Origin of the sequence: Stagnihabitans tardus (genome assembly GCF_009925085.1) — a bacterium.
GTDB classification, from domain to species: Bacteria; Pseudomonadota; Alphaproteobacteria; order Rhodobacterales; family Rhodobacteraceae; genus Stagnihabitans; species Stagnihabitans tardus.
On sequence record NZ_JAABNR010000024.1, the window covers coordinates 14,801 to 30,120 of the forward strand.

A 15,320-nucleotide genomic window follows, 5' to 3' on the forward strand; every position below is an offset into this window, starting at 1 on the left:
CTATTCCGGGGGGATATCGACCGAGGCCAGCCAGGGCTTGATGTCCAGTAAAGGCGTGCCATCAAACGCATCCAGCGCGTCGATGGTCAGACGCCCGGCCTCGGGCTCCAGGGTCAGGATGCGGACCACGGCGAGCGCCACTGGATTGGGCCGGACCGGAGAGCGCAGCGCAAAGGTCCCGGTGGGCGCGGGCTTGTGACCCGGGCTCTGCACGATCAGATCGCGCCGCGCCCGGTCCATCCAGTAAAGAAGGATGATCGTCTGCCCCACCTCCAGCCCCAAAAGGCCGGGGCGGAAGGGCGCATCGACCTCGACGGCAAAGGTGCCGCCCCGTTCGCGCGCCTCGCGCAAGTTCTTGGGCGCATCCCCCGGAGCCCAGGGAGAGCGCAACCGACCGATGGGCAAAAGCGCCGCGCCCTGAGGCAAGTCCACATCAAGGCGCATCTCGCCCGGGCGGGTTTCGTCGGTCATCTGGGCCTCCCTTTGCCCCAGAATGACAGCCCCCCATCCGATTGCAAAGGCCCCAGACCATGACCGAAGACCGCCACCTCCTGATCGTCGAGGATGATCCGACCCTGCTGATGGCCCTGTCGGAAAGCTTCATGTCGCGCGGCTACCAGGTGACCTGGGCCATGACCGAGGAAGAGGCGATCCGCCGCGCCCGCAAGGCCCGTCCCACCCATGCCGTGATCGACTTGAAACTGGCCGAGGGCAGCGGGCTGGAAGTCGTCTCTTGGCTGGGCGCGCAGGAGCCCCGGCCGAAGATCGTGGTGATGACGGGCTTTGCCTCGATCTCGACCACGGTGAATGCGATCAAGCTGGGTGCGGTGCATTACCTGGCCAAGCCCGCCACCGCGCGCGAGATCGAGGCGGCCTTCGACCATGTGGCGGGCCGCGACATGCCCGAGATCGTCGAGGGGCCGAGGGTCTCGTCGCTCAAGACCCAGGAATGGGAGACGATCCAGCGCACCATGGCCGAGACCGATTTCAACGTCTCCGAGACCGCGCGGCGGCTGGGGATGCACCGCCGCACCCTGGCGCGCAAGCTGGCGAAACAACCGATCCGCTAGGTCAGATTGTCCCAGGCGGGCAATGCGCCCAGTGGTTCACGCCCGTGTCAGGTCCTATGCGCTTGGGCGGTTTACCCCAAGGACGGCGCGAGATGATCCCCCAATTCCTGGCATGGCTGGAAGGCCATGTGTTTCGTTGGCATGGGCTGAATGCCCTGATGTTCACCCTTGTCTTATGGCTTTCCGGTCCCGCGCGCAGCGCGCTGGGGCTGGCGGCCCTGGGGCTGATGGCGCTGTGGTCGCTGCGCTCCATGGGCCGGGCCCCCCGGCTGCACCCTTTCGACCTGGCGCTTGGCCTCGTGCCCCAGGCCATGGCCCTGTCGCTGGCGGCGCTGGCGCTGCACCTCTCGGGGGAGTGGCCCTGGCTCTTGGCGCTTTACGGCCTGCAACTGGGGCTTGTGGCCATCTGGAACGAGACCCTGTCCCAGGGCCGCGCGCATGAGGTCCGGCTTCCGGCCTGGGTGGAGGCGCAGTAGATGGATTTCCCGATCTATCACCTCGACCTGATGGGCAACCGCCTGCTGGTCGCCGTCATCGCCATCCTGCATGTGCTGATCAACCATGGCCTGGCCGTCGGCCTTATCCCCCTGGTCGCCGCGATGGAGTGGTATGGCGCGCGCAAGGGCGATCCGCGCTGGGACCGGCTGGCGCGGCGCATCCTGTTCTTTGCCTTCCTGATCACCACGACCGTCGGCGCCCTGACCGGGGTGGGCATCTGGCTCTCGACTTCCCTCGTCAACCCGGCCTCGATCGGCAGCCTGATCCGGGTCTTCTTCTGGGGCTGGTTCATCGAATGGCTGGTCTTCATCACCGAGGTCGTGCTGATCCTGTGGTATCACCTGACCTGGGAGAGCTGGCAGGGCGCGCGCAAGGCGGCCCATATCCGGCTGGGCTTTGCGCTGGCGGTGTTTTCCTGGGTGACCATGGCGATCATCGTCTCGATCCTTGGGTTCATGATGGATCCGGGCAATTGGCTGACCGACCACAGCCTGTGGAGCGGTTTCACCAATCCGATCTACCTGCCGCAACTGGCCTTCCGCACCGCCTTGGCCTTGTGCTTTGCGGCCATGGTGGCGCTGATGCTGATCCTGTTCTTTACGCGGCGGGATGATCCCTTCCGCTACCAAGCGGTGCGAGCGGTCTCGGTCTTTGCGCTGGCGACCGGGCCTTTCGTCGTGCTGGCGGGCTGGTGGTATGCCTCGGTCGTGCCCGAGACCATGCTGGCCAACCTCGCCACGGGTCTGGCCACGATGCAGTTCGAGGAGTGGCAGGACCGGCTGTTCCTCGGCATGATCGGGGCGGCGGCCTTGGTGATGGGCGTGGCGCAGCTGGGCGTCTGGCGGCCGCATTGGGTGCCGCGCCTGGGGCTTTTGGTGCCGCTGGTCGCCGTCATGTGGCTGACCGGCCATTTCGAGCGGGTGCGGGAGTTCATCCGCAAGCCCTATGTCATCGGCCAATACATGTATGCCAATGGCCTGCGGGTCGAGGATTACCCGCTGTATCAGTCCAAGGGGCTTCTGCCCTATGCGACCTGGACCTATCCGCTGTCGCAGGCCGAGACGGCGGCGATTCCGGCGGGCGCCTCCGTCACCGATGTGCAGGCGGGCAAGGATGTCTTCATGATCGCCTGCACGCGCTGCCATACCGCCAATGGCGTCAACGCGGTCCGGGGCCACTTCCAGCGCATGCTGGGCGATGATCCCTGGACGCCTGACAAGACCATGGACACGCTGGCCTATATGCACGAGGCGCGGCCCTTCATGCCTCCCTTCCCCGGCAGCCCGGCCGAGCTGGCCCAAGTGGCGCTTTACATCCAGACCCTGCAATCCGTGACCGAGCCCTTGGCAGGCGCCCAAAGCGCCGGTGTCAAGCTGCGCGAGGAGGCCCGATGACCCCCGTTCCCCATGATCTGCCCCTTGGGCTTCCCGCGCCTGTGGGCGTGCTGACCGCCGTGCTGGTGGGCTTCTTCCTCATGCATATCCTCTTCGTCACCATGATGGTGGGCGGCATGATGATGGTGCTGGTGGCCCAGATCCGCGGGTTGAAGGACAAGGCCTGGGACCACATCGCCCATGATCTGGCCGCCACGATCACGGTCAACAAATCCATCGCCGTGGTGCTGGGCGTTGGTCCGCTTCTGGCGATCAACACGCTGTATACGGTCTATTTCTATACGGCCAATGCCCTGACCGGCAGTTTCTGGATTCTGATCGTGCCGCTGGTCGCCGGGGCTTTCCTTCTGACCTATGCCCATAAATACCTCTGGGGCCGGCTGCCGGTCTGGCTGCACTTGGGGCTGATCCTGGTGGTCATGGCGATCTTCGCCTTCGTGCCGCTGATCTTCCTCGTCAATGTCACGCTGATGCTGACGCCCGACCGCTGGGGAGAGGTCCAGGGTTTTTGGGACGCCGCCATGCTGCCCAATGTCTGGACGCGCTATGCGCATTTCATGCTCTCTTGCCCCGCCATGGCCGGGCTGATGGTGGTCTGGCTTTACCGCCGCAAGGCGGATCAGGACCGGGCACAGGTCATCCGCATGGGCTATCGCTGGCTTTTGGGACCCACGCTGGCGCAATTCGTCGTGGGGCCGCTGGCCCTGATCACCCTGCCGCCGACGCCGGGGTCCCAGGGGCTGGCCGTGGCGATCTTCCTGGGCTCGATCCTGGTTGCGGCCTTCCTCTGCCTCGTGGCCTGGGGAGAGCTGAAGCGTCCCGATGCGCTCATCGGCCAGGGCTTTCCGCTGGTCGCAGGCGCCATGGTGGTGATCCTGGTCCTGATGGGCGGGGCGCGGCATCTCTACCGCGAGGCGGCGCTTTCCGACCACCGCGCCGCTGTCGCCGCCAAGACCGAGGCTTTCCGCGCCGAAAGCGAGGCGGCCCGGACCAACCCATGAGGCAAATCGCCCTCTGGACGCGGAAGGCCCTCTTTGACACCAAGGAGGCGCCTTTCGTGCAGGAGCTCGCCATGACCGACACCCAGGCCCAGACCATCCGCCAAAGGGCCGAGGTGATGAACCTGCGGCTTCTGGTCTGGATGCGCTGGTTCGCCATCGCGGGCATGACAATCGCGGTGACCTTCGTCCATGCCGCCTTGCAGATCACCCTGCCGATCTGGCCCATCGCCGGGCTTCTGGTCTTTCTGGTCGCCGTGAACCTCGTGGCGGCCTGGCGGTTGAGGCGCCCGGGCGGTGCCCTGTCGCGGGCCGTCGTGGCCGATCTGATGGTCGATGTCGGGGCGCTGACGCTGATCCTTTACTGGACAGGCGGCGGAACCAACCCGTTCAACGGGCTTTTCATCCTGCAAGCCATCGTCGCGGCCTTTCTTCTGCCGCCGATCCAGGCCGGGGTGATATTCATCGCCACCGTGGTGGCGCAGCTTTGGCTCTTGAACAACGGCCTGCCCATCGACCTGCCGATGCATCACAGCCATGCCGGCCCCTCGGCCTTCGACCTGCATTTGCAGGGCATGTTCCTGTCCTTCTTCTTCAGCGCGGCGCTTGCGGTGCTCTTCATCCTCGGCATCAAAGACAACCTCGCCAGCCGAGATGCGAGGCTCGAGCGTCTGGCCCGCCAGATCGAGGAGGAGAAGGTCGTCCTGCGCCTGGGCCTCATGGCGGGGACGGCAGCGCATGACCTCGGCACGCCGCTGTCCTCTCTGGCGGTGATCCTCGATGACTGGGTCGACCTCGGCCTGCCGCCGCCCGACCGCCAGATGCGCCAGATCGCCGCCATGCAGACCGCCGTTGCCACCTGCCGCGAGCGGATCAGCCATATGCTGACCGTGGGCGGGCGGCCAAGGCTGGACGAGGCCCATGGCGCCGATCCCGTGGCCCTGGTGCGCGAAGTGGCAGAGGATTGGGCGGGCGGCACGCCGGTGACGATCCGCGACGACCGCCCCGGCCCCGGAGGCGTGGTCCTGGCCGATGTGCTTCTGACCCGGGCGCTGGCCAACCTCTTCGACAATGCGCGCGAGGCGGGGGCCAAGGCGATCACCGTGGCCGTGCGCGATGCAGGCGCCCAGACTCTGATCGTCGTGCAGGACGACGGCTGCGGCTTTCCCCAAGCCATCCTGCAAGGCGCCGAGCCAGAGCCGGGGCCGCATGGGCTGGGGCTCTTCCTCGTTCGTTCGGCCCTGCGGCGGATGGGCGGGGGGCTGTCCCTTGCCAACCGGCCCGAGGGCGGGGCCGAGGTAACGCTGCATCTGCCAAGGATCGCCCATGGCTGACATCTTGACCCAGGCGCTGCAGGCCCAGGGGCGCCTGTCGCGGCGGGCCTCCGTGCTGTCGCTTCTGGGGCCCCTGCTCTGGCTGGTGCAGGCCTGGGTCCTGGCCTCGGCCGTGGTCGCGCTGATGGACGGGGGGCAGGCCTGGCCCCAGGCGCTGGCCTTCCTGGCCCTGGCCGCCCTCCGCGCCGGGGTCGAGGCGCTGGCCCTGCGCCAGACCCAAGCCCTCTCTGCTGCACTGCGCCGGGATCTGCGGGAGCGGCTTCTGTCGCACGCCCTGCGCCTCTCGCCCCGCGGCCCCGAGGATCCCGGCGGCCTCGCCTCCCTGATGGGCGAGGGCATCGGCCAGATCTCCCCTTGGGTCGAGCGTCTGCGCCCGGCGCTTTTGCGCGTGCGGGTCCTGCCGCTGGTGATCCTGGGGCTGGTGCTCTGGCACTCCTGGGCGGCGGCCCTGGCCTTGGTGGTGACCGGGCCGCTGATCCCGGTCTTCATGGCGCTGGTGGGGGCGGCGGCCGAGACGGTGGCCAAGGCGCAGCTGGTGGAACAGGGCGCCTTGAACCGCATGCTGATCGACCGCATGGCCGCGCTGACCGACCTGCGGCTGATGAATGCGCTGCCCCGCGCCGAGGCCGACCTGGCCACCCGCGCCGATAGCCTGCGCGCGCGGATCATGGCGGTCTTGCGGCTGGCCTTTCTCTCTTCGGCGGTCTTGGAGTTCTTTGCGGCCCTGGGTGTGGCCATGGTGGCGGTGCAGGTCGGGCTGTCCCTCCTCGGCCTGATCTCCTGGGGCGGTTGGGGCGGGGGGATCACCCCCTTTGGCGGCATCTTCACCCTGCTGATCGCGCCCGAGTTCTTTCAGCCCCTGCGCGACATGGCCGCCGCCTGGCACGACCGCGCCGCCGCCACCAGCGCCGGGGAGGCCATCGCCGCAAGGCTGGCGGAGGGGCCCACGATCCTTGGGGCCGGTGGCATGGCAAAGGCGCAGGGAGGTCTGCGCTGGCGCGGCCTGACCCTGCCCGATGGCGCTGTGGCGCCTGGGGAATGCGTGGCGCTGATGGGGCCAAGCGGGTCCGGCAAGACCACCGCCCTTTGGGCCTTGGCGGGGCTCATCCCGGGTGGAGAGGTCTGGCGCGGCGAGACGCCCCTGACCGAGGCGACGGCCGATGCCCACCGCGCGGGCCTCGCGCTGATCCCGCAGGTGCCGCGCTTTCCAGCCATGGCTTTGGGCGAGTGGCTGGGCGGCCCGCCCGATCCGCGCCTGGACCTTGGCCCGGTGATCGCGGCCCTGCCGCAGGGGCTGGCGACAGTTCTGGGCGAGGGCGGCGGCGGCGTCTCGGGCGGCGAGGCGCGGCGGCTGATGGTGGCCCGCGCGCTCAACCGCCGCCCCGCCGTGCTTTTGGCCGACGAGCCCACGGCAGACCTCGACCCCGAACGCGCCCGGGCGGTGGGTCAGGCGCTCTGTGACCTGGCGCGCGGCGGGGCGGCGGTGCTGGTCGCCACGCATGACGCGGAGCTTGCGGCCCGCGTGGACAGGGTGATCCGGCTATGAGGCTTGTCTCACTGGCCCTTTGGCTTTTCCGCGCCGGGCGGCGGCGCTTTGCCCTGGCGGCACTGCTGGCCACGCTGGTGGCCTTGGCGGGGCTTTTGCTCATGGGCACCTCGGGCTGGTTTGTCGCGGCCTGCGCGGTCGCGGGGCTGGCGGGGGCGGGCCAGGTCTTCGACATCTTCCGCCCCTCGGCCGTGATCCGCGTCACCACCTTTGGCCGCGCCGCCGCCCGTTATGGCGAGCGTCTGACCAGCCATGACGCCACCCTGCGCGCCTTGAACCTTCTGCGCCTTGGCCTCTTTCGCGCCGAGGCCGGGCGGGGTCTGGCCGCCCATCAACGCCTGCGCTCGGCCGAGGCGCTGAACCGGCTGACCGCCGATCTGGACGCGGTCGAGGGGCTCTTGATCCGCATGGTCTTTCCGGGCCTCGCCTCGGGGGCGGCCCTGCTGGCCGGGGGCGCGGCGATCTGGGCGCTGATCGGGCCTTGGGCGGCCATGGGGGTGGTGGCGGTGATGCTGGCCGCGCTTTGCCTTCTGGTCCTCTCCGCCGGGGGCCTTTCGCAGGCCGCCGCCGCGCAGGAAACCGCGCTGCAATCCCTGCGCGCGGGCACGGCCGAGGCCTTTCGCCTGCGCAGCCTGTCGGCCATCGAGGGTGCCTTGCCGGGGGTCTTGGCCCAGGTCCTGTCCCAATCCGAGGCGCTGGAGAAAGCCCGCGCCCGGATCGACCGGGCCGAGCGGCGGGCGCAGGCGGTGCTGACGCTGGCGGGCCCCCTGGCGGCAGGGCCGGTGCTGCTGGCGGGCGCGGGGCCAGCCGAGACCCTGGGTGGGGTGCTGATCGCACTGGCCCTGACCGAGGCGCCCCGGCTGATGTGGCGCGGTCTGTCCGAGGCCGGACGGATGCGGCTCGCCGCCTCGCGCATGAGCCCGGCGCCCGCCCTGACCATTCCCGCGCCCATGCCCCCCCAGGGCCCGCCGCTCATCGCCCGCGACCTGGTGGCCCTTGCGCTGGACGGGCGGCCGCTGAACGCGCCCATCGCCCTGACCCTCGCCCCCGGTGACTGGGTCGGGCTCTCGGCGCCGTCGGGGCGGGGCAAGTCGAGCCTCCTTTGGGGTCTCGTGGGGCTTGGGCCGATCCAGGGCGCCGCCAAGGTCTTTGGCCTGACACCGGACCAGGCCCTGACCTCGGGCCTTGTGGCCCTGGTCCCCCAGCGCCCCGGGCTGATCGGCGGCACCCTGGCCGAGAACCTCTCCCTTGCCGCCCCCAAGGCCACCGAGGCTCAAATGCAGGAGGCCCTGACCGCCGCCCTGCTGTGGCCCGTCGTCGCCCCGCGCGGCGGGCTGGGGATGGTTCTGGAATCCCAAGGCGCGGGCCTGTCGGGCGGCGAGGCGCGCCGTCTGGCGGTCGCCCGTGCCATCCTGGCCGCGCCCGGCCTTCTGCTGCTGGACGAGCCCACCGAAGGTCTGGACGCCGACACGGCCAAGGCCCTCCTTGCAGGCATCAAAAATGCCCTGCCGCAGGCCGCCGTGATCCTCGTCTCGCACCGGGCCGAGGACCTTGGGGCAGTAGGACAGATTGTCCACCTGGGGCAATCGGCACCCGGTCCGGCGCCCCTTGCGTGATCTAGATCAAGTCCCGCGCGGACCTGCCAAAGCATGACCTTATCCAGCGCCGCCCTCCCCGGCTGCGCAGGATAAGGAGTTCCACAATGGAATTAGACATCGCAGACCTCTCACGCCTGCAATTCGCGGCGACGGCGATGTATCACTTCCTCTTCGTCCCGCTGACCCTTGGCCTGTCCATCCTGGTCGCGACGATGGAGACGGTCTACGTGATGACGCGCCGCCCCGTCTGGCGGCAAATGACCAAATTCTGGGGCACGCTTTTCGGGATCAACTTCGTCCTGGGCGTGTCCACCGGCCTGACCATGGAATTCCAGTTCGGCATGAACTGGTCCTATTACAGCCATTACGTCGGCGACATCTTTGGCGCGCCCCTCGCGATCGAGGGCCTGATGGCCTTCTTCCTGGAAGCCAGCTTCGTCGGCCTCTGGTTCTTCGGCTGGGAGAAGCTGAGCCCCCGCGCCCATATGATCGTGGGCTGGTGCGTGGCCATCGGCTCGAACTTCTCGGCGCTGTGGATTCTGATCGCCAATGGCTGGATGCAAAACCCGGTCGGCGCGGTCTTCAACCCCGACACGATGCGGATGGAGCTGTCCAGCTTCTATGACGTGCTCTTCAACCCCGTGGCCCAGGCGAAATTCGTCCATACCGTCAGCGCGGGCTATGTGACGGCCTCGCTCTTTGTGATCGGCGTTTCGGCCTGGTATCTCTTGCGCGGCCATCACATCGAACTGGCGCGGCGGTCGATTGCCGTGGCCTCGGCCTTTGGCCTGGCCTCGTGTCTGTCGGTCATCCTCCTGGGCGACGAGTCGGGCTATGAGGCCACGCTGAACCAGCGGATGAAACTGGCCACGATGGAGGCCATGTGGGAGACCGAGAAGGCCCCCGCCGCCTTCACGCTTTTCGGCATCCCCGACACCGAGGCGCGCGAGACTCATTACGCGGTGCAGATCCCCGGGCTGATGGGGCTGATCGGTACGCGGTCGCTGACCCGGGAAATCCCCGGCATTTTCGACCTGGTGGGCCAGGCCGAGGCGCGCATCCGCTCTGGCCTGATCGCCTGGGAGGCCCTGCAGGTCATCCGCGCCGAGCGCGCCAATGCCCCGGCCGAAGTTCGCGCGACTTTCGAGGCGCACGGCGCCGACCTCGGCTATGCCATGCTGCTGCTGCGCTATGTCGAGGACCCCACCAAGGCCACCGATGACCAGATCCAGAAGGCCGCCTGGGACACGGTGCCCAATGTCGGGCCGATGTTCTGGACCTTCCGCTTCATGGTGGGCGCCGCCTTCGTCATGCTGGGGATGCTGGTCTTCGCCTTCTGGCGCACCTCCTTCCGGGGCGGGTCCTATCCGCGCTGGTTCCTGCGCCTGGCGGTCGTGGCGATCCCCTTGCCCTGGCTTGCCGCCGAGACCGGCTGGTTCGTCGCGGAATATGGCCGCCAGCCCTGGACGGTGGACGGGCTTTTGCCCACCGCCATGTCGGTCAGCCGTCTTTCGGCGCTGGACCTTGCCCTGACGCTGGCCGGTTTCGTGACGCTTTACACCGTGCTTCTGGTCATCGAGATGCGCCTGATGCTGGCCGCGATCCGCAAGGGGCCGGTGCTGGACGTCGCCCTGACCGAGGACTGGCGTGTCGCGCATGAGGCGCGGCTTGCCTCTCCCAACGCTCAACCGGCGGAGTAAGATCATGATCCTGCACGAACTTCTAAGCTATGACACGCTGCGCGTGATCTGGTGGGTGCTTTTGGGCGTCCTCTTGATCGGGGTGGCCCTGGCCGATGGTTTCGACATGGGGGTGGCGGCTCTGTTGCCCTTTGTCGGCAAGACCGACGAAGAGCGCCGCATCGCCATCAACACGATCGGCCCGGTCTGGGAGGGCAACCAGGTCTGGCTGATCCTCGGTGGCGGGGCGATCTTTGCCGCCTGGCCGCCGCTTTATGCGGTCAGCTTCTCGGGCTTTTACCTCGCCATGTTCTTGGTGCTGGCCGCGTTGATCCTGCGCCCCGTGGGGTTCAAATACCGCAACAAGCGGCCTGATGCCGCCTGGCGGAGCCGCTGGGACTGGGCCTTGTTCATCGGCGGCGGCGTGCCCGCGCTGATCTTCGGCGTGGCGGTGGGCAATGCGCTGCAAGGCGTGCCCTTTGGCCTGACCGATACGCTGGTCCCGGTCTATGAGGGCAATGCGATCCTCAAGCTTCTGGGCCTGCTCAATCCCTTCGCGCTTCTGGCCGGGGTGGTTTCGGCGGCGATGCTGGTGACCCATGGCGCGGCCTGGCTGTCCTTCAAGGCCGAGGGAAAGGTGGCGGGGCGGGCGCGGTCCATCGGCTCGGTCAGCGGGTTGGTCGCCGTGGCGGCCTTCGTCTTGGCCGGGCTTTGGCTCGCCTATGGCATCCCGGCCTATCACTATGCCGCCGAGGTTCCGGCGAACGGCCCCTCGAACCCGCTGTGGCTGCCGATGGAGCGAGGCGGGTCCTGGCTGGAGGCCTATGCGGTCCGGCCCTGGATCGTCGTGGCGCCGGTCATGGGGATCCTGGGCATCGCGCTGGCCAGCCTGATCCTGCGCAAGGGCGGCGGAGGCTGGGCGCTGCTGGCCTCGAAACTCGGCATCTTCGGCGTGATCTCGACGGTGGGGCTGACGATGTTCCCCTTCATCCTGCCCTCATCCGTCCAGCCCGGAGCCTCTTTGACGGTCTGGAATGCCTCGTCCTCGCATCAGACGCTGTTCATCATGCTGGTCTGCACGGTGATCTTCCTGCCCATCGTGCTGGCTTATACCGCCTGGGTCTACCGTGTCCTCTGGGGCAAGGTCGGGGCGGAAGAGCTGCGCAGCAATCCCAACGCCTATTGAGGAGACCGCCATGTGGTATTTCGCCTGGGCCCTGGGCCTGCCCGTCGCCGTGATGTTCGCCGTTCTCAACGCCATGTGGCTGGAGATGAAGGCCGACGCGGCGCTCACACGCGACTGACTTTCCGGGCCGGACCCACATCCGGCCCGGGACGCCCCCGGGACAATCCCTTCGTCCACGGGTTTACCTGCCGCCCGCGCTTCGGGCCCGTCCCGGGCCGGGCGGCCTTTTTCCCTCGAGCACAGCCCATGTATTCCCCCAGCCTCTCCGCCGAGCACCTCCCCCCCGACCTTCCTGCCGCCGAGATCCTCGCCCTATGGCAAGAGGCCCCGGCCGAGACCCAGTTCCTGCACCCGGCGATCCTGCGCGCCGCCATGGCCGATTACGCCCGGCGCCATGACGATTTCTTTGCCGAGGCCTATCGGCTGGAGCTGAAGGCCCAGGCCCTCGATGATCGCCTGGCGCGGCTGACGGGCCCGGGGCGGCTTCTGCGGCCCTTTCTGCTCTGGCACAGGGCCTGCCTGCGCGCGCAGGCCTATTAGTGCTTCTCTTTCGCCATGGCGCGGCGCAAGGGGTTCCTGACCGATGGCACCTATGACCCCGACTGCTTTGCCATCGAAGAGGCCCTGGCCCAGGCCGCCAATCTCATGCTCTTCAAGCTGGTGAACCTGGCCCATGGCCATGGCGCGATCTATGCCTGACCGAAGCCCCCGATCGTCCCGGGTGGACCTCTGCCCAAAAACTTGTCATCTTGAAAAAAGGGCCCCCGTCCGGGGAACTTTTGGGAAAGAGCGGACGGGGGCAGTCAAGCCGAGGTGTTCACGGGAATGAAACCCCCGGCTACCTTTGTTCGAGGTCAAGACCCCGGACAAAGGCCGGAAACGGGTCGCTCCCTGCGGCAGGGCAGGACGGGAAGGGAACCGGTGCAGGTCCTTCCGCAAGGAGCGCCTGCCCTGGCCCGAAGGCCGCGGCAGGACAGGCGGTGTGGGACCACCTGATGGAAATTCATGGCGCCTCTCCCCGTGCCGGATGGCCCTCGGGCCAGGGGTTGGCATAGGCGGGATTGGTCAAGAGGCTTTCGTCCGTCAGGCTGTCCAGAAAGGCGATCAGGTCGGCCTTTTCCGCAGGCGTCAGGGCAAAACCCCGCACGAAGGAGGAGCGCGTGGGCATCAGGCGGCCATCGCCGGCCTTGGGGCCCTCGGTCGTCACCGTGCCGCCCTGGGCATAGTGGGTGATGACCTGGTCCAGCGTCGCAAGGCTGCCGTCGTGCATGTAAGGCGCGGTCAGGGCGACGTTGCGCAGCGAGGGCGGGCGGAAGAGGCCCATGTGGCGCGGTTTCAAGGTCAGGTCGTAAAGCCCGCGATCCTCTTCCGGATAGGTCCCGGCATTGCCCACATTGTAAAGCCCGTTCGAGAAGAAGACGAAGGGATGCTTGCCCGGGGGGTCGTTCGCATCGACATAGGCGGTCGTCATGGTGGGGCCGGAATGGCAGTGGAAACACTCCAGCCGTTCGGAGTTGAACAGCGCCAACCCCCGACGTTCCTGGTCGGTCAGGGCAGAGGTCTGCCCCGCAAGGTAGCGGTCAAAGCGGCTGTCAAAGCTGTTGATCGTGCGCAGGAAAGAGGCAAGCGCCCCCACGATCCGGTTCCAGCTGGGTTGACCATCGGGATAGGCGGCGGCGAACATCGCCTGATACTCCGGGTCCTCGGCAAAGCGCGCCAGGACCTCGGCGGCATTGGCGTCGTTGATGCCAAGCTCGACCGGGCGCTCGTTGCGCAGGGGGACGTGGATCTGGTCTTCCAGAGAGACCAAGGCATTCGAGGCCCAGGTGTAATTCGGCAGATAGCCCAGGTTCACCAGGCCCTGGGAATTTCGCAGCAGCATATGCCCGGTCGAGCCGGTCGAGCGCGCCAGCCCGTCGGTGAAGGCCAGCTCTTGGTGATGGCACGAGGCGCAGGCCTGGGTGCCATTGGCCGAGAGCCGGAGGTCATAGAACAGCGCCCGCCCCAAGGCGACCTTCTCGGCGGTCGGCACATTCTCCTCCTGCAGGCGCGGCAGGGCCACGGCCTCGGGCAAGTGCAGAATAGAGCGCAGGTCCTGCGCCTGCCCTGGGGTCACCAGGGCCAGGCACAGGACAAGGGCAGTGCGGATCATGGCAGGGCGTGGAAAGGCATGGCCAGGCCTTCGGCATCGCCCGTCACGCGGGAAATGCCGAAGGTCTTGAAGAGCACGTCGCAATGGGCCTGCATCGGGCCGGAGTGGCAGGCGAGCCCCGGGCCCTCGCCGATCTTGGTCATGGTCGCCATGTCCATGACCGGCGCGACATAGTCATAGCCTGACAGGACCTCGCGCAGGTCCAAGGCCACGTCCAGCGAGCCATCCGCCGCCATGGGCAGGCGAACGAGGGGCGTGTTGACGAAATCGCAGCGCGGACGGTCGGCCAGGGCCTTGCCCTCCATCGGCCCGCAGCCCATCGAGCCGATGTGAAGATAGGCCTCGCCGAAGGTGCCGTCGGTCACGTCGACCTTGGCGTTCAGCACGAAATGCCGATAGCCCATGGCCCAGTTCCAGTACATCTGATCGAGCGGCTTGGGCGCATCCTTGTCGGAATGGGCAGCGATGACGGCGGACATGACCTCTTGCGGCACGCCTATGCGGAAGCTGACCGAGGTCGCATCGGGCAAGGGGTTCATGCCGGTGACCTGGGCATTGACCGCCGCCGTCCCCTCGCCGAACTGGATCGACCCCGGGGCGCAGCTGCCCTCGGTATCGCCGGTCAGGTCGATCAGGGCGACAGTGCCCTCGGGGAGGGTCAGCTGGAAGTCGTTGGCATCCAGCTTGGCGGGCAGGCTGGTGCCATCGGCCTTCTGGAAGACCACATCGCTGATGTAGAAGCGCAGGTCGTTGATGCCGACCTTGTAACGGCCCTCGGGCCCCAGGCCCTCGATGACCGAGGTACAGGTGACGGGGCTGGCCCCATCGGTCGCCTGGAAGTTTAGGGTGAAGGGCACGGGTTCGGCCATGGGGGCGGCCTTCATGGCCATTTCGGCAGCAGCGGGCGTGGCCACGAGGGCCGTGAGGACAGCAAGCGATTTCATTTGGATGATCCTGTTGTGACAAAGGGTCCGGCGGGAACCCCACCGGCAGGCCGGATGTCAAGCGACAGGAGGACCGCGCAGCCCGTGCGAAGGGTCGAAGGGCGTCCGCACACCCTGCTGCTCCATCGGCAGGGTGATGGTTGCCACGAAGCGCACCTCTTGATCCAAGGTCAGGGCCGAGGGTTCGGACAGGATCACCGCGCCCGCCAGGTGGCAAGCAGGGCACTCTGCGCCACTGCCCTTTTCAACCTCGCCACACAGCGCCGCAGCGCCATAGGTCAGGGCCGCCGCCTGGGCCAGGTCGTCCGCCTTGGAAAAGCGATGCGCCCCGCCCAAGGCCACCAAAGCCAGCGCCGCCACAAGGGCGAGCGTCAGAGCAAGGCCGGAAACAAGGGCGCGCAAGCGGATCATGGCAGAGCTATCCCAAATTCGCCGAGTCTATGCAAGCCTCGCCTGTGCAGATCGTGAACTACCCTTTTGCCGCGATGAAACCAGCCTTCCCGCCCGAAGATCTGATCCTGCGCAACGGCGTCTCAGGCGACCCGGGTCCGAGATCCTTGGTATCCGTGTTCAGTCGCGCCAGGGCTCTTGCCTTCCATGGTCGACCAAAGGATCCAGGATTCCAAAGATCGATGCCTAGGGCGCTCGGGTCCTTGGCACAGAACCCGGACGCATCTCCTTTGGACGCCGCTGATACGAGGCTCCTCCAAGCCGTTGCTCGTCTGAGGCTTTAGGGGCCTATGAAAGGACGGGCCGCAGGGTTGGACGGAGTTTCTTGGGCCGAAACCTTGGGGGCGAAGCCCACCGCAGCCTCTATCTGGGCTCTGTCTTGCCAGGCCACCAGTCCTCTCGCTTGCGCGCCGTGCCACCATGGGCGGGACTAAGCGCAGCCTCATCACCTGACCACTCCAGAACCCCTCC

Annotated in this window: 16 protein-coding genes; 12 read left to right on the forward strand and 4 right to left on the reverse strand. The window is 67.6% G+C overall.

The window, feature by feature from the left end; translation table 11 throughout:
- On the reverse strand, positions 1-471 hold the full coding sequence (locus tag GV832_RS18065) for an SAM-dependent methyltransferase (protein WP_168776286.1): 471 nt from the start codon (positions 469-471) through the stop codon (positions 1-3).
- A 59-nt stretch (positions 472-530) separates the two neighbouring features.
- Between GV832_RS18065 and GV832_RS18070 the strand changes: the two genes are divergently transcribed.
- The 12 genes from GV832_RS18070 (at position 531) to GV832_RS18125 (ending at position 12,002) form a co-directional block, all read left to right on the forward strand.
- On the forward strand, positions 531-1,070 hold the full coding sequence (locus GV832_RS18070; RefSeq protein ID WP_168776287.1) for a response regulator transcription factor: 540 nt from the start codon (positions 531-533) through the stop codon (positions 1,068-1,070).
- A gap of 92 nt (positions 1,071-1,162) precedes the next feature.
- On the forward strand, positions 1,163-1,546 hold the full coding sequence (locus GV832_RS18075; RefSeq protein WP_168776288.1) for a hypothetical protein: 384 nt from the start codon (positions 1,163-1,165) through the stop codon (positions 1,544-1,546).
- Positions 1,547-2,962, forward strand: coding sequence for a c-type cytochrome (locus tag GV832_RS18080; RefSeq protein WP_168776289.1), 1,416 nt, complete (start codon positions 1,547-1,549; stop codon positions 2,960-2,962).
- Positions 2,959-3,963 carry a cytochrome C gene (locus tag GV832_RS18085; RefSeq protein WP_168776290.1) on the forward strand — a complete coding sequence of 335 codons (1,005 nt, stop codon included), beginning with the start codon at positions 2,959-2,961 and terminating at the stop codon, positions 3,961-3,963. Before GV832_RS18080 ends, GV832_RS18085 begins: the two co-directional genes overlap by 4 nt.
- The gene (locus tag GV832_RS18090; RefSeq protein ID WP_168776291.1) at positions 3,960-5,294 is read left to right on the forward strand and encodes an ATP-binding protein; all 1,335 of its coding nucleotides are present in this window, start codon (positions 3,960-3,962) and stop codon (positions 5,292-5,294) included. Before GV832_RS18085 ends, GV832_RS18090 begins: the two co-directional genes overlap by 4 nt.
- Entirely contained in the window at positions 5,287-6,840 is a 1,554-nt protein-coding gene (locus tag GV832_RS18095) for an ATP-binding cassette domain-containing protein (RefSeq protein ID WP_168776292.1), read from the forward strand. Before GV832_RS18090 ends, GV832_RS18095 begins: the two co-directional genes overlap by 8 nt.
- Positions 6,837-8,456 (forward strand): amino acid ABC transporter ATP-binding/permease protein, encoded by a 1,620-nt coding sequence (locus GV832_RS18100; RefSeq protein WP_168776293.1) that lies wholly within the window; start codon positions 6,837-6,839, stop codon positions 8,454-8,456. Before GV832_RS18095 ends, GV832_RS18100 begins: the two co-directional genes overlap by 4 nt.
- Positions 8,457-8,542: 86 nt before the next feature.
- Positions 8,543-10,138, forward strand: a complete 1,596-nt coding sequence (locus GV832_RS18105; protein WP_168776294.1) for a cytochrome ubiquinol oxidase subunit I — start codon at positions 8,543-8,545, stop codon at positions 10,136-10,138.
- A gap of 4 nt (positions 10,139-10,142) precedes the next feature.
- Positions 10,143-11,303, forward strand: a complete 1,161-nt coding sequence (gene cydB, locus GV832_RS18110) for a cytochrome d ubiquinol oxidase subunit II (protein ID WP_168776295.1) — start codon at positions 10,143-10,145, stop codon at positions 11,301-11,303.
- A 10-nt stretch (positions 11,304-11,313) separates the two neighbouring features.
- Positions 11,314-11,421, forward strand: coding sequence for a cytochrome bd-I oxidase subunit CydX (gene cydX / locus GV832_RS18115; protein ID WP_168776296.1), 108 nt, complete (start codon positions 11,314-11,316; stop codon positions 11,419-11,421).
- A 128-nt stretch (positions 11,422-11,549) separates the two neighbouring features.
- A complete protein-coding gene (locus tag GV832_RS18120) occupies positions 11,550-11,843 on the forward strand; it encodes a hypothetical protein (RefSeq protein WP_168776297.1) in 294 nt (97 codons plus the stop codon).
- 15 nt (positions 11,844-11,858) lie between these two features.
- A complete protein-coding gene (locus tag GV832_RS18125; RefSeq protein ID WP_168776298.1) occupies positions 11,859-12,002 on the forward strand; it encodes a hypothetical protein in 144 nt (47 codons plus the stop codon).
- A gap of 304 nt (positions 12,003-12,306) precedes the next feature.
- Here GV832_RS18125 and GV832_RS18130 read toward each other — a convergent pair whose 3' ends face one another.
- Genes GV832_RS18130 through GV832_RS18140 form a run of 3 tightly spaced genes read right to left on the reverse strand, consistent with a single transcriptional unit; the run spans position 12,307 to position 14,810 of the window.
- Entirely contained in the window at positions 12,307-13,455 is a 1,149-nt protein-coding gene (locus GV832_RS18130; protein ID WP_168776299.1) for a methanobactin export MATE transporter MbnM, read from the reverse strand.
- Positions 13,452-14,399: an MbnP family copper-binding protein gene (locus GV832_RS18135; RefSeq protein WP_168776300.1), complete on the reverse strand. Its 948-nt coding sequence runs from the start codon at positions 14,397-14,399 to the stop codon at positions 13,452-13,454. The genes GV832_RS18130 and GV832_RS18135 overlap by 4 nt, the downstream gene beginning before the upstream one ends.
- A gap of 57 nt (positions 14,400-14,456) precedes the next feature.
- Positions 14,457-14,810 carry a hypothetical protein gene (locus GV832_RS18140; RefSeq protein WP_168776301.1) on the reverse strand — a complete coding sequence of 118 codons (354 nt, stop codon included), beginning with the start codon at positions 14,808-14,810 and terminating at the stop codon, positions 14,457-14,459.
- Positions 14,811-15,320: the final 510 nt, after the last annotated feature.